The following is a 13,059-nucleotide window of genomic DNA, read 5'->3' as shown; positions in this document are numbered from 1 at the left end:
TGGTCGGTTGCAAAGGACACAAATGCCTCGCGGCGCAAATCGGCCAGGGTCAGGTCCTTTTGACCGAACAAATGATGGGTCGGACCACAGAAAAAACCGAAATGTTCGCGATACAAACGGCGATATTCCAGTCTGGGATGGCGTTCCTTGACCAGACAGATGCCAAAGCTGGCCTGCTGTGACAGTACCTGATCGACGACATTGACCGAGGTCGCGACATCGATTTCATAGGTGACTTCGGGATGAGCCCGATTGAATTCAAACAGGGCATCATCAAGGGGTGGAAACACCACATGACTGGCCAGCCACATATGCAAATGCCCGGTCAGCTGATTGCCACTATCAGACATCACATCCGACAATCGGCCGATGGCACCGCAAATTTCGCGGCATTCGTGATAAAGCGCCAAGCCCTGTTCGGTGACTTCAAACCGGCCGCGTTCACGGTCAATCAGACGCGCGCCAATCTGATCTTCAAGCCGTTTAAGGGCGTTACTGACACTGGGCTGGCGCAGCAATAACCGGTTGGCCGCCCCGGTGATCGAGCGTTCCTCGACAATAACGGTAAAGGTATGCAGCAGGTTCCAGTCGAACTGCCGACGCATTAAATCGTTCATTCTGCTGACCTTTCCGACATTTCCAGCACCACACATAGATAATGGCTATGAGATCTATTCTACTTATCTATTTGCGCTATGTGCAAGTCTGGGTTGGAATGCCTCCAACAAATTTCTTCACGGCCAAATAACCGGGTGCGGCACTGACCGCAGACAATAACGGGAGGCACAAATGGCCGCAGATGTCGCCGGAGCCCGCAGGACTCCGTGGGTACTGCTATCACCATCACTGGCAACCATCAGCCTGCTGCTGATTGTGCCAATGCTGTTCATTGTCGTTTATTCATTCTGGTTGCGCACCGCGACCGGTGCGGATCAGGTTGGCTTTTATCTGGATAACTGGATTGAAGTTCTGGGCGACCGGTTTTATCGCGACATCCTGTTCCAGACCCTTTTGATTGCCTTTTACACCACGGTTATTTGCGCGTTTGTCGGTTATATCCCGGCCTATTTCGTTGCCAATACGCGGATGAAATCCAAGGCGTTCCTGTTGCTTTTGCTGATGCTGCCATTCTGGATCAGCTACATCATCAGAACGATGTCATGGATCAATATCCTTGGCACATCCGGCGCGCTTAATACCCTTTTGATATCAATCGGCATCATCGATGACCCGATCCAGATGCTGTATAACCAGCAAACTGTTGTTCTGGGCCTTGTGCATTATCTGCTGCCCTTCATGATTTTGAATGTCTATGTCAGCCTTGATGGCATCGACAAGAACCTGACCGAAGCCGCCCAAAGCCTTGGCTGCACCGGTTTTCAGGCCTTCCGCGAAGTGACATTGCCGCTGTCCATGCCTGGTTTGGCGGCGGGATCGTTGCTGTGCTTCGTTCTGGCGGCGGGCACCTATATCACCCCGATTGTTCTTGGCGGGCCGCGTGATGCGATGTTTGCCAACCTCGTGTTCGAAGCCATCGTGACACAGCTCAACTGGCCGCTTGGCTCGGCACTCTCGCTCGTGCTGCTGGCGCTTCTGGGCGCACTGGTCGTCATTTACACCCGCTATCTCGGCATCGATCAGATCGCCAAGAGCTTTAAGTAAGGGAGCAGCAAATGATGTCCGGTTGGTCAGTAATCCGAATTGCCACGATCCTTGTTTATCTGTTCCTGTTTGCGCCGGTGGCGGTTGTCATTCTGTTGGCGTTTAATGCCAACCAGTTCGGCAGCTTCCCGATCGAGGGTTTTTCATTCCGCTGGTTTGAAGCGCTTTGGAACAATGATGCGATTGTGCGGGCGTTCAAGACGTCGCTTCTGCTTGGTGTGCTGACAGCCGCCATTTCAACAACGCTTGGCACCCTCGCCGCCCTTGCCATGGTCAGATACGATTTTCCCGGGAAACGGACCATTTCGACCCTTCTGGTTGCCCCAATCCTGATCCCGGAAGTCGTTCTGGCTGTGGCACTCCTGCTATTCCTGCAGTTCCTGTCGATGCCCAAAAGCTTTGGGCTTCTGTTGATGGGCCATGTGGTCTTTACCCTGCCGTTTGTGGTGCTGGTGGTTCAGGCGCGTCTGGTGTCCATCCGCCGTGATGTCGAAGAAGCCGCCATGAGCCTTGGCGCGACACCTGTGCAGACCTTCTTTGAAGTGACCCTGCCCCTGATGTTGCCTGCCGTCATGGCCGGGATGCTGTTTGCCTTTACCATTTCATTTGATGACATCACCGGCACCCTGTTCTGGAAGCCGGGCGGCGTTGAAACCGTCCCGACCCAGATCTTTGCCATGCTGCGCAACTCGATCAGCCCGGAAATCAATGCGCTTGGTGCTGTGATGGTGATCTTCACCATTGCCCTGCCGCTTGTGGCGGCATCGATTGCGCGGGTCATGGCCATGCGTAAGGTGGGCGCATCGAAATAACTTTTTGCACAATGCGGACAACCGCCAAAACCAAGAATAACACCAAGAATACAACGACCAACAACAAGACCGATCAACGGATATATCGTTTTATCAGGAGGCCTTAAATGGACGATACCAAACGTTATGAACGCCTACTTAATCGCTATCGCGACGGGGACATTAACCGCCGTACTTTCCTGACCGCACTGGGTGCGGCCGGCGTTGTTGCCGGGGTCACAGGCGGCCCGATGGGCATACTGGCCCGCAAGGCGATGGCCGCAACCCCGGAACAGGTCCGCTTTGACGGTTGGGGCGGCGTTGTTTCCGAGGCATTCGAAAAATATGCCTTCGCGCCCTATACCAAGAAAACCGGCATTGAAGTCGTGTCGGGCACCTTTGGTGGTGCGGACGAATATATTGCCCGCGTCAAGGCCAGCCAGCCGGGTGAATTCAACCTTGCCCACCTGTCGGGCGTGTTTGACTATGCGCGTTATCACGGTCTGGAACTGACGTCCGAACTCAATGAAGACAACATTCCGAACCTGAAAAACGTCATTCCGACACTGGTCGAGCCCCTGCGCAAGATCACCGGCGGCACGATTTCGGCCGTTCCGTATGATTACGGCACCACCGGCATTGCCTATAACCGCAAATATATCAGCGACGACGAAGCCAAGGCCAAGGGCGCCAAGCTGATGGTTGATGAAGCCTATAAAGGCAAAATCGGCGGCTGGGGCGAATGGAAAACCCGTATCTGGTACGGCGCAATGCAGTCCGATCAGGACCCGAACAACATCCAGGACATTGAAGCCGTTTGGGACATGGTCCGTGCGCACCGTGACCTTGCACTGAAATACTGGTCTTCGGGGGCCGAACTGATGAGCCTTCTGGCCGAAGAAGAAATCTATGTCACCGAGGGTTGGTCTGGCCGCATCAAGGCGCTGCAGGATCAGGGCCATGACATTGGCTATCTTGATCCGGCTGGCGGTCTTGGTTGGCAGGAATGCCTGTTTGTGCTGCGTGGCAGCCCGATGGCGGCCTGTGAAGAACTTCTGAACTTCATGCTGGAGCCAGAAGTGGCGATTGCCGTTGCCGAAGGTCAGAGCTATCCGCCGGCCCTTGATCCGCAGAAGATCGAACTGGGCGCGGTCATCCCGACCCTGCCGGCATTTGATCCGAGTGGAACACTCTCGTCGCTTAGCTTCTTCGATCCGGCTTACTGGAACGAAAACGAAGCCGACTGGTCGAAAACGTTCTCGCGTGTGCAGCGCGGCTACTAAGCCCGCCTGCTTGCCTGAAACTGTGTCCTGGCCGTGCACAACCGGCCAGGACAGACTTGCCGCCTTATGTCGGGTGCGGCGCAATTCAGACAGGGTATTTAACAATGGCAGACAGACAAAACGCTGTTGAACTGCACAATGTCGTTAAACGGTTTGGTGAATTCACCGCCGTAAAACGCATTGATTTGACCGTCCCGGACAACAGTTTTGTAACTTTCCTTGGTCCGTCGGGCTGTGGCAAGACAACGACGCTGCGCATGATTGCGGGTCTGACCGATATTACCGAGGGGGATCTTTTGATCCGCGGTAAACGGGTCAACAGCCTGCCGATCCACAAGCGCAATCTTGGCCTTGTGTTTCAGAACTATGCCCTGTTCCCGCACAAGACGATCTTTGACAACATCGCCTTTGGCCTGAAATACCGCAAGGTGTCGAAGTCCGACATTGCTGAGAAGGTCAACAAGGCGCTTGATCTCGTGCAATTGCCGCATGTTGCAGACCGTTATCCCAATCAGCTTTCCGGTGGCCAGCAGCAACGTATTGCGCTCGCGCGTGCGATTGTGATTGAGCCGGATGTGTTGCTGCTTGATGAACCGCTTTCGGCCCTTGATGCCAATCTGCGTGAAGAAATGCGGGTGGAACTGAAACGCATCCAGCGCGAGCTTGGTGTCGCCACAGTATTTGTCACCCATGACCAGTCCGAGGCCCTTGCCATGTCCGACAAGCTCGTTGTCATGAATAACGGCTTTGTCGAACAGGAAGGCGCGCCCGAAGAGGTTTACAACAATCCGGCATCGGCCTTTGTTGCCGACTTCCTTGGTCATTCCAATATCATCCAAGCCAACCTTGGAAGCCCCGATGCCGCCTTTACCCAAGTGGCACTTGAAAGTGGGGAGACATTGCTAACCACGGACGAGCAGACCGCCAAGGCAAAGAATTCCAAAGATGTTCGCGCCGTGATCCGGGCCGAGAAAATTGATCTGTCCGAAGAAAACCGCGCCACCGATGGCGTAATTTCGATCCCCGGCAAGGTCAAAACCGTTGACTATCTGGGCCAACAGGCCCGTTACTTTGTCGAGGCCAATGGCCGCGACTGGCAGGTCATCAACCCGATTGATGCCCACCCCCATAAGGAAGGGGCCGATATCTTCATGCATATCGCGGCCCGTAATTGTGTGTTGTTACCCGGCCATCAGGATTAATCCTCCGCCGGTTCAGGAGAGCCACCAGAATGACGCATGATCCCAAAAGCCCCGTCGGACATAACCGGGAATCCCGTCTGTTTTATCAAAGCCGGTCCCGCCGCCCGCTGATCGAACGATCAGAAGGCGTCTATATGTGGGATGTCGATGGCAAACGTTATATCGATGCGTCGAGTGGTGCCATGGTCAGCAATATCGGCCATAGCGACCCGCGTGTGATCGCCGCCATGACCAAGCAGCTTGAAAAGGCAAGCTTCGCCTATCGCCTGCATTTCGAAAATGATGCGGCCGAAGACCTTGCCATCCGCCTTGCCGACCGTGCACCGGGCGATCTTGAGCGCGTATTCTTTGTTTCTGGCGGCTCAGAGGCGGTTGAAAGCTGCATCAAGCTTGCCCGACAATATGCACTGGCCAAGGGCCAGGCACAGCGCACAAAAATCATTTCACGCTTTCCGAGCTATCATGGTGCGACACTGGGTGCGCTTGCCATCACCGGCTATACGCCGATGCACGCGCCTTTCGCCCCGATGATGGTCGATCAGCCGAAAATTCCCGCCCCGACGTGTTATCTGGATCGTGATGATCTGAGCGATCATGACCGCGGCATCAAATATGCCAACATGCTAGAGGCCGAAATCATCAAACAGGGCCCGGAAACCGTTCTTGGTTTCATTATGGAACCCGTGGGCGGGGCTGCCACCGGCGCACTGGTTGCCCCCGACAGTTACTATGGCCGCATTCGCGAGATTTGCGATCAGTACGGCATTCTTCTGATCTATGACGAGGTCATGACGGGGGCCGGTCGTACCGGCAAGTATTTCGCTGCCGAGCATTGGGGCATCGTTCCCGATATCCTTGCCGTATCCAAGGGATTGGCCGCCGGTTATGCGCCGCTTGGTGCGATGATCGCACCGGATCGGATCGTGGGTCCGGTTCTTGATCACGGCGGGTTTATTCATGGCTACACCTATGCCGGGAACCCGTTGGCGTGCGCGGCGGGCAATGGCGTCCTTGATGTGATCGAGGAAGACAATCTGCTTGAAAATGCCGCGACCAATGGTGCGGCACTCAAGGATGAATTGACCAAACTTGCCGATGATTTCGCAATGATCGGTGATGTGCGCGGCAAAGGTTTGTTGCTGGCGATCGAACTGGTCAAGGACCGCGACAGCATGGAGCCGCTTGATCCCAAACATATGGCGGCAGCCCGACTGGTTGATATCGCCTATGACATGGGCCTGATCATTTACTGGCGGCGCACGCGTGGGGGTTATCGCGGCGATCATGTCATGGTCTGCCCGCCAATGACGATTACCAAGGAACAGTTTGCCGATATCCTTGTGCCGCTGCGCAAGGCATTGAGCGAACTGCAAGACGAACTCGAAGTCGCAGGAGCCTTCGCATGAGCCGCAAAGTCATCATCACCTGTGCGATTACCGGATCGGTGCATACCCCGTCCATGAGCCCGCATTTGCCGGTCACACCCGATGAGATCGCAAAGCAGGCGATTGATGCCGCCAATGCCGGGGCATCAATCCTGCACCTGCATGCGCGTGATCCCAAAACGGGGTATCCAAGCCCGGACCCGGACGTATTCATGCAGTTCCTGCCAAAGATCAAGGCAGCAACCAATGCGGTGATCAATATTTCGACCGGCGGCGGCATGAACATGAATGTGCGTGACCGCATCCGGGCCGCACGTGAAGCTGCACCGGAAATGGCATCGCTTAATATGGGTACGATGAATTTCGGCCTGTTCCCGGCCCTTGCCAGCCGCAGTGAATGGAAACATGACTGGGAACCGGAATTCCTTGAAAGCAGCCGTGACTTTGTTTTCAAGAACACGTTTTCGGACATCGAAACCATTCTGGCCGAACTGGGTGAGGCCAATGGCACCCGGTTCGAATTTGAATGCTATGACGTCGGCCATCTATATACCCTGGCGCATTTCGTTGATCGCGGCCTGATCAAGGGGCCGATCTTCATTCAGTTCGTGCTGGGTGTTCTGGGTGGCATTGGCGCCGATCCTGATAATCTGGCGCATCTGAAACGCACCGCAGACAAGCTGTTTGGTGATCAGTATCAGTTTTCTGTTCTCGGTGCCGGACGCCATCAGATGCCGCTTGGCAGCATGTCGGCCGCCATGGGCGGCAATGTGCGGGTCGGGCTTGAGGACAACCTTTACATCAAGAAGGGCGAACTTGCGCCGGACAACGCATCGCAAGTGCGCAAAATCCGCGAGGTGCTTGACGGGTTGTCGCTTGAAATCGCAACCCCGGACGAGGCGCGCGCGATCCTCGGCCTGAAAGGTGGCGACAAGGTCGCCTTCTGACGACAGGCCGGATGAAGCCACCACCAAAGCCACCACCGTTTGACCACTTCATGTGAAAGGCGGCAGAGATGATGCATGCCTATTTCTCAGACGATCAGCTTCGCCATCATGGCAAGACATTCATTGTCGCAGGCGAAAAAAAGCCGATCCCCGAAGTCCCCGAACGCGCAGAAATCCTGCGCGGTGCGGTCGGGCGTCTGGGGCTTGATCTTCATGCCCCCAATGACGCCGGGCTTGCCCCGATTGCCGCCATTCACGATGCGCAATATCTGAACTTCCTGCAGACCATTCACGATGAATGGCAGGATGTCGGGGGTGCGGAACAGGTCATTCCAAACATCCACCCGTTTGATCGCAACGGCCCCTACCCGCGCCATCCGGCGGGCAAGGCAGGCTTTCATCTTGGTGATACGTCCTGCCCGGTCTCGACCACCACATGGCATTCGGCCTATGCCAGTGCGCAAACCGCAATTGCGGCTGCCCGCCATGTGCGTGATCAGGGGGCCAAGACCGCCTATGCCCTGTGCCGTCCGCCGGGCCATCATGCCAGTAGCAATATTGCTGGCGGCTTTTGTTACCTGAACAACAGTGCGATTGCCGCCGAGGAGCTCCGCCGCAAATATGATCGGGTCGCGATCCTTGATGTCGATCTGCATCACGGCAACGGCACCCAGCATATTTTCTATGACCGGTCTGATGTCATGACCCTGTCGATCCATGCGGATCCAATGGATTTTTATCCCTTCTATTGGGGGCATGCCGAGGAATGCGGTGAACGAGACGGGCTTGGTTTCAACCACAATCAGGCCCTGCCCCTTGGCAGCGGCGATGCGGCGTTTCTTGATGCGCTTGACCGGGCATTGGCAAAGATCGACGATTTCGATGCTGATGCGGTTGTTATCGCGCTTGGCCTTGATGCATCACGTGATGATCCGTTTGGCGGATTGACGGTCAGTCCCGATGGTTTTGCCCGGATCGGCGAAAAAATTGGCACCCTTTCCTGCCCGACCGTTCTGGTGCAGGAAGGTGGTTATGTTAGTGAAACACTTGCAGAAAACCTTTATCAATTTATCAGCGGCTTTGGCGCGACCACCAAAACAAACCCGATTTAAGAAGGCCCCACATGACACATTCGGACATCCTGATCATCGGCGGCGGCATTGCCGGAATGTCAGTTGCATTCTTTTTGGCCAAGGCGGGTAAATCCGTCACGGTTCTCGAACGCGAAGACCAGCCGGGCTATCACAGCACCGGCCGGTCAGCAGCCCTTTATAGCGAGACATATGGCCCGAAGATCATCCGCAAGATGTCGACCGCCAGCCGGGCTTTCTTCATGACCCCGCCAGACGGGTTTACCGAAAACCCGATCCTGACCCCGCGCGGCATCATCATGACCGCAGCCCCTGGCGAAGAAGCCAAACTTGATGCCATCCTGACTGAGGGCCGCGCGAATGGCGCGAACTTTGTTGAACTGACGCCCGATGAACTTAAGGAAATTGTGCCAGTCATTCATACCGACCGGGTGGCCAAGGTGGCCTATGAACCAGAAGCCATGGATATTGACGTGCATGCACTTCACTGGGGCTTTATCCGCCAATTCAAGGCGCTTGGCGGTTCGGTTGTTACCAAGGCCGATGTCAGCGCGATTGGCAAGGCAGACGGCAAATGGCAGGTCACGCTGGCCAATGGTGATGTTTTCACTGGTGATATCGTGGTTAATGCGGCGGGTGCCTGGGCCGATGAGATCGCAACCAAGGCCGGGATCAAGCCGCTTGGCATCGTGCCCAAACGCCGCACGGCGGTGATGGTCGATGTGCCAGCCGACGTAAAACCGCACGGCTGGCCGTTGGTCGCAAGCCTCGATGAGACGCTTTATTTCAAGGAAGATGCCGGTCGCCTGCTGGTATCGCCGGCCGACACCACACCGACCGAGCCGCATGATGTGCAGCCCGAAGAACTTGATATCGCGATTACCATTGATCGCCTGATGACGGCGACCAGCATCGAGGTCCGCCGTCCGGGTGAAAGCTGGGCCGGGTTGCGCAGCTTCTTTGCCGATGGCGATCCGGTATCAAGCTTTGATCCGGCTGATGACAGTTTCTATTGGCTGGCCGGTCAAGGTGGTTATGGCATTCAGACCGCACCGGCGATGGGTGAATATGCCGCAAGCATTATCACGGGCATGGGCGTCCCGCCGCAGATGGAAAAGCTTGGCATTACCACCGATGCGCTTTCGGCCACCCGCCCCACCCTTGTTAGCGGCAAGTAATCATCGGCCTCGCCCGATCAGGAGAAAGACCAATGAGCCAGTTTGACCGTGCCGCCCTGCGTGACGCTGTTTCAAAGCGCACCCAAAGTGCGATTGATGGTTTGTGCGCGCTTGTGCGTCATGACAGCCAGCTTGGCAATGAGGCATCTGCACAAGGTTGGATTGCCGACAAGTTTGCTGCGATGGGGCTCGATGTCGAACGGGTCAAGATTGACATCAGCGCTTTACGCGATCAGCCGGGCTTTTCCCCGCCGGTGATTGACGGCTATGACGGGCGCGAAAACGTTGTTGGCCTGCATCGCCCGCAAAACCCGACGGGGAAAAGCCTGATCCTCAATGGTCATATGGATGTTGTGCCGACTGGCCCGGCTGAACAATGGCGGTTTGGCCCCTTCACCCCGCATGTCGAGGATGACTGGATTTACGGGCGTGGTGCGGGTGATATGAAGGCCGGGATCATTGCCTATTGTCACGCACTTCAGGCCCTGCACGATATAGGCCTTGAACCGGCTGCCCCGGTCACCTTGCAATCAGTGATCGAGGAAGAATGTACCGGCAACGGGGCGCTGGCCTGCCTGCATGCCGGATACAAGGCCGATTGCGCCATCATTCCCGAACCGTTTAACCAGACCCTGATGACGGCCCAGCTTGGTGTCATGTGGTTCCAGATCCATGTATCGGGCAGCCCGGCGCATGTTCTCGATACCTCTGCAGGTAGCAACGCGATTGAGGCGGCCTTTGGTTTCTTTGAAACATTGAAGGAAGTCGAGGAAATCTGGAACCATCCGACCCATCGTCATGCGGCCTTTGGCGCGCATGTCCATCCGGTAAACTTCAATCTGGGCAAGATTGAAGGCGGCGAATGGGCGTCCACCGTGCCGCCGGTTTGCACCGCTGATATCCGTGTCGGGTTCTATCCGGGGATGGAGCTTGAAAAGGTCCGCGAAACCATTGAGGCCGTCAAACAAAGCGCGCTTGATAACCACCCGGCTTGCAAGGGGGCCAAAATCGAGATCACCTATCGCGGTTTTCAGGCCGAAGGCTGCGAGATGGATATCAATCATCCGATGATGTCGATGATTGGCGACATTCATCAGGAAGTCACCGGCAAGGAGATCAGAAACCTTGCCTCGACCGCGACAACCGATGCGCGCTTTTTCCAGATTTATGGCAATATCCCGGCCACCTGTTATGGCCCGAAGGCCGAACGTATTCACGGGATAGACGAACGGGTTTCGATTGCGTCGATGATGGAAGTCACCGAGGTTCTTGCCCTGTTCATTGCCGACTGGTGCGGCGTACAAAAGCGTGATACCTAAATCTCAATTCGAATAATATATCCAATGCTTTAACAAGGAGCGTTTCATGAGCATCCAGCGTCTTCACACCGGCCCGCGTATGAGCCAGGCCGTTGTCCATGGCAACACCATCTATCTGGCCGGTCAGGTTGGTAACCCCGATAGCGACATCACCAACCAGACCAAGGAATGCCTTGAAAAGGTTGATGCGCTTCTGGCCGAATGCGGTTCGAGCAAAGAAAACATCCTGTCGACCACCGTCTGGCTTGCCGACATGAAAGACTTTGCGGCGATGAACGCCGTTTGGGATGCATGGGTCCCGCAGGGTCACACCCCGGGTCGTGCCTGCGGCGAAGCAAAGCTTGCCACCCCGGATTACCTGGTTGAATTCATTGTGATTGCGGCCAAGCCGTAAGTCACGTTGGCATTAATAAGAAACGCCTGATACGGAAAACCGGTCAGGCGTTTTTTTGTTTCATCGGAAATCTGGCGGGCTAAACCCGGTCTTCGCGCGTGACGATCAGGGATGTCGCCTCAAGCGTTCTGTGCACCGGGCATTTGTCGGCAATTTCGATCAGGCGTTGACGGATTGCGTCATCCAGATCGCCGGTGAACCGGATGATGCGTTCGAACCGGTCGATCTTGCCGCCTTTTGCCGAATGCTGCTCGCCGCATTCCGCACAATCATCGGCATGAACTTTTTGATGCAGGACTTCAGCACGGATGGAATCAATCGGAATGCCCTTGTGATCGGCATACATCCGGATCGTCATCACCGTGCAACTGCCAAGGGCGGTTGACAGATAATCATAGGGCGACGGCCCACTATCGAGCCCGCCGACCTTTTCCGGCTCATCCGCCAGCAGGCGGTGCTTGCCCGCCATGACCATCGACTGGAACTTGCCAAGGCCGGTTTCACGGACAATCACACCTTCGCCGATATCCGGTTTTGCCGATTTGCCTGCCGGCAGATATCGCTTGGCCCATGCGGCAATCACGGACGCAGCGTACTGCGCATCATCAGGATCGCTCAGCAAATGGTCTGCCTGATCAAGCGAGACAAAGCTTTTGGGATGTTTGGCAGCGTCAAAAATCTTGCCGGCATTTTCAATCCCGACAGTCTGATCAAGCGGCGCATGCAAGACCAGAAGCGCCTTTTTCATTTTTGCCACCTGTGCGGGCAGATCATATCCACCAAGATCATCGACAAACTGCTTGCGAATGACAAACGGCCGCCCGCCAAGGCAAACTTCGGCCTCGCCCTTTTCGCGGATTTCATCAAGATGATCGGCAAAGTTATGGGTCACGTGATGGACATCCGCCGGTGCGCCGATGGTTGCAACCGCCGTTGCCGCCTTGATGCGATCGGCCACCGCCAGAACCGCCGCCCCACCAAGTGAATGTCCGATCAGAAGTTTGGGGGCCTCAAACGCGTCACGCAGGAAATCGGCCGCACGTTCAAGATCATCAAGGTTGGATGTAAAGTTGGTCGAGGCGAAATCACCACCCGATCCGCCCAGCCCGGTAAAGTCAAACCGCAGCACACCGATGCCCTCAATCGTCAGCGCCTCGGCAATTTTGCGGGCGGCAATCAGATCCTTGGTACAGGTAAAACAATGGGCAAACAGCGCATAGGCCTTGACCGGCCCGGTTGGCAGGTCCAGCCGTGCTGCCAGTTCGGCACCATGGGCCCCTTCAAATGTCACCTTGATCGGTTTTCCGGGCATTGTCATTCTCCTGACCTTTGAGGGGTGAAATCATACTGCTATTTCAGATAGTCCCCGATAATATCCTTCTTGATGCCACCGTAACACGGACAGTTCAGTGATGATCGTTCAAACCGAACGCACAATTTTGCGAGAAGCCACGCATGACGACGCCCTGTTCATTCTTCAGCTGTTAAATGAGCCCGGATGGCTTCGGTTTATCGGCGATCGTAACATTCATGACCTTCAGGCGGCGCGGGACTATATTGATCTGCGTTTTCGCGAAAACTATGACAAGCTTGGCTTTGGGATGTGCGTTGCGCTTGAAAAGCACAGCCAAAGCCCGATTGGCCTGATCGGCTTTGTAAAGCGTGACACGCTTGATGCCCCTGATATCGGCTATGCCGTGACGGAGGCCCATCAGGGCAAGGGTTATGCCTATGAAGTCAGTTCGGCACTGATCAATCATGGCTGGCATCATTACGGGTTTGACAAGATTTATGGCTATTGCCTGCC

Annotated in this window: 13 protein-coding genes; 11 read left to right on the top strand and 2 right to left on the bottom strand. The window is 55.6% G+C overall.

Features of this window, described 5'->3' with window-relative positions; genetic code table 11:
- The coding region (locus B3Z49_RS09425; protein WP_296990321.1) for a LysR family transcriptional regulator at positions 1-617 on the bottom strand (617 nt) is incomplete at its 3' end.
- A 172-nt stretch (positions 618-789) separates the two neighbouring features.
- Between B3Z49_RS09425 and B3Z49_RS09420 the strand changes: the two genes are divergently transcribed.
- The 10 genes from B3Z49_RS09420 (at position 790) to B3Z49_RS09375 (ending at position 11,252) form a co-directional block, all read left to right on the top strand.
- A complete protein-coding gene (locus tag B3Z49_RS09420) occupies positions 790-1,662 on the top strand; it encodes an ABC transporter permease (protein ID WP_008891863.1) in 873 nt (290 codons plus the stop codon).
- An 11-nt stretch (positions 1,663-1,673) separates the two neighbouring features.
- Entirely contained in the window at positions 1,674-2,474 is an 801-nt protein-coding gene (locus B3Z49_RS09415) for an ABC transporter permease (protein WP_008891864.1), read from the top strand.
- 107 nt (positions 2,475-2,581) lie between these two features.
- A complete protein-coding gene (locus B3Z49_RS09410) occupies positions 2,582-3,736 on the top strand; it encodes an extracellular solute-binding protein (protein WP_296990317.1) in 1,155 nt (384 codons plus the stop codon).
- A 104-nt stretch (positions 3,737-3,840) separates the two neighbouring features.
- Positions 3,841-4,938 carry an ABC transporter ATP-binding protein gene (locus tag B3Z49_RS09405; RefSeq protein ID WP_210518100.1) on the top strand — a complete coding sequence of 366 codons (1,098 nt, stop codon included), beginning with the start codon at positions 3,841-3,843 and terminating at the stop codon, positions 4,936-4,938.
- Between the two features lie 29 nt (positions 4,939-4,967).
- Entirely contained in the window at positions 4,968-6,344 is a 1,377-nt protein-coding gene (locus B3Z49_RS09400; RefSeq protein ID WP_296990311.1) for an aspartate aminotransferase family protein, read from the top strand.
- Positions 6,341-7,270, top strand: a complete 930-nt coding sequence (locus tag B3Z49_RS09395) for a 3-keto-5-aminohexanoate cleavage protein (protein WP_120225938.1) — start codon at positions 6,341-6,343, stop codon at positions 7,268-7,270. The genes B3Z49_RS09400 and B3Z49_RS09395 overlap by 4 nt, the downstream gene beginning before the upstream one ends.
- Positions 7,271-7,338: 68 nt before the next feature.
- Positions 7,339-8,382 carry a histone deacetylase family protein gene (locus tag B3Z49_RS09390; protein ID WP_296990308.1) on the top strand — a complete coding sequence of 348 codons (1,044 nt, stop codon included), beginning with the start codon at positions 7,339-7,341 and terminating at the stop codon, positions 8,380-8,382.
- Positions 8,383-8,393: 11 nt separating this feature from the next.
- Positions 8,394-9,539 carry an NAD(P)/FAD-dependent oxidoreductase gene (locus tag B3Z49_RS09385; RefSeq protein WP_296990306.1) on the top strand — a complete coding sequence of 382 codons (1,146 nt, stop codon included), beginning with the start codon at positions 8,394-8,396 and terminating at the stop codon, positions 9,537-9,539.
- A gap of 32 nt (positions 9,540-9,571) precedes the next feature.
- Positions 9,572-10,858 carry a M20 family metallopeptidase gene (locus B3Z49_RS09380; protein ID WP_296990304.1) on the top strand — a complete coding sequence of 429 codons (1,287 nt, stop codon included), beginning with the start codon at positions 9,572-9,574 and terminating at the stop codon, positions 10,856-10,858.
- Between the two features lie 46 nt (positions 10,859-10,904).
- Positions 10,905-11,252: a RidA family protein gene (locus tag B3Z49_RS09375; protein WP_008891872.1), complete on the top strand. Its 348-nt coding sequence runs from the start codon at positions 10,905-10,907 to the stop codon at positions 11,250-11,252.
- Positions 11,253-11,331: 79 nt separating this feature from the next.
- On the opposite strand, the gene B3Z49_RS09370 is transcribed toward B3Z49_RS09375, so the two are convergent.
- Positions 11,332-12,564: a bifunctional alpha/beta hydrolase/OsmC family protein gene (locus B3Z49_RS09370; protein ID WP_296990302.1), complete on the bottom strand. Its 1,233-nt coding sequence runs from the start codon at positions 12,562-12,564 to the stop codon at positions 11,332-11,334.
- A gap of 100 nt (positions 12,565-12,664) precedes the next feature.
- Here B3Z49_RS09370 and B3Z49_RS09365 point away from each other — a divergent pair.
- On the top strand, positions 12,665-13,059 hold a 395-nt coding region (locus tag B3Z49_RS09365; RefSeq protein WP_296990300.1), incomplete at its 3' end, for a GNAT family N-acetyltransferase.

Source organism: Thalassospira sp. UBA1131 (genome assembly GCF_002311515.1).
Taxonomy (GTDB): Bacteria; Pseudomonadota; Alphaproteobacteria; order Rhodospirillales; family Thalassospiraceae; genus Thalassospira.
Note: the sequence above shows the minus strand (reverse complement) of the source record. Positions and strands in the feature narration are given on the sequence as shown.

What these genes read in the sequence shown, in the direction of transcription:
- B3Z49_RS09420 (WP_008891863.1), top strand. Translation starts at nt 790, where the DNA reads ATGGCCGCAGATGTCGCCGGAGCCCGCAGGACTCCGTGGGTACTGCTA.
- B3Z49_RS09415 (WP_008891864.1), top strand. Translation starts at nt 1,674, where the DNA reads ATGATGTCCGGTTGGTCAGTAATCCGAATTGCCACGATCCTTGTTTAT.
- B3Z49_RS09410 (WP_296990317.1), top strand. Translation starts at nt 2,582, where the DNA reads ATGGACGATACCAAACGTTATGAACGCCTACTTAATCGCTATCGCGAC.
- B3Z49_RS09405 (WP_210518100.1), top strand. Translation starts at nt 3,841, where the DNA reads ATGGCAGACAGACAAAACGCTGTTGAACTGCACAATGTCGTTAAACGG.
- B3Z49_RS09400 (WP_296990311.1), top strand. Translation starts at nt 4,968, where the DNA reads ATGACGCATGATCCCAAAAGCCCCGTCGGACATAACCGGGAATCCCGT.
- B3Z49_RS09395 (WP_120225938.1), top strand. Translation starts at nt 6,341, where the DNA reads ATGAGCCGCAAAGTCATCATCACCTGTGCGATTACCGGATCGGTGCAT.
- B3Z49_RS09390 (WP_296990308.1), top strand. Translation starts at nt 7,339, where the DNA reads ATGATGCATGCCTATTTCTCAGACGATCAGCTTCGCCATCATGGCAAG.
- B3Z49_RS09385 (WP_296990306.1), top strand. Translation starts at nt 8,394, where the DNA reads ATGACACATTCGGACATCCTGATCATCGGCGGCGGCATTGCCGGAATG.
- B3Z49_RS09380 (WP_296990304.1), top strand. Translation starts at nt 9,572, where the DNA reads ATGAGCCAGTTTGACCGTGCCGCCCTGCGTGACGCTGTTTCAAAGCGC.
- B3Z49_RS09375 (WP_008891872.1), top strand. Translation starts at nt 10,905, where the DNA reads ATGAGCATCCAGCGTCTTCACACCGGCCCGCGTATGAGCCAGGCCGTT.
- B3Z49_RS09370 (WP_296990302.1), bottom strand. Translation starts at nt 12,564, where the DNA reads ATGCCCGGAAAACCGATCAAGGTGACATTTGAAGGGGCCCATGGTGCC.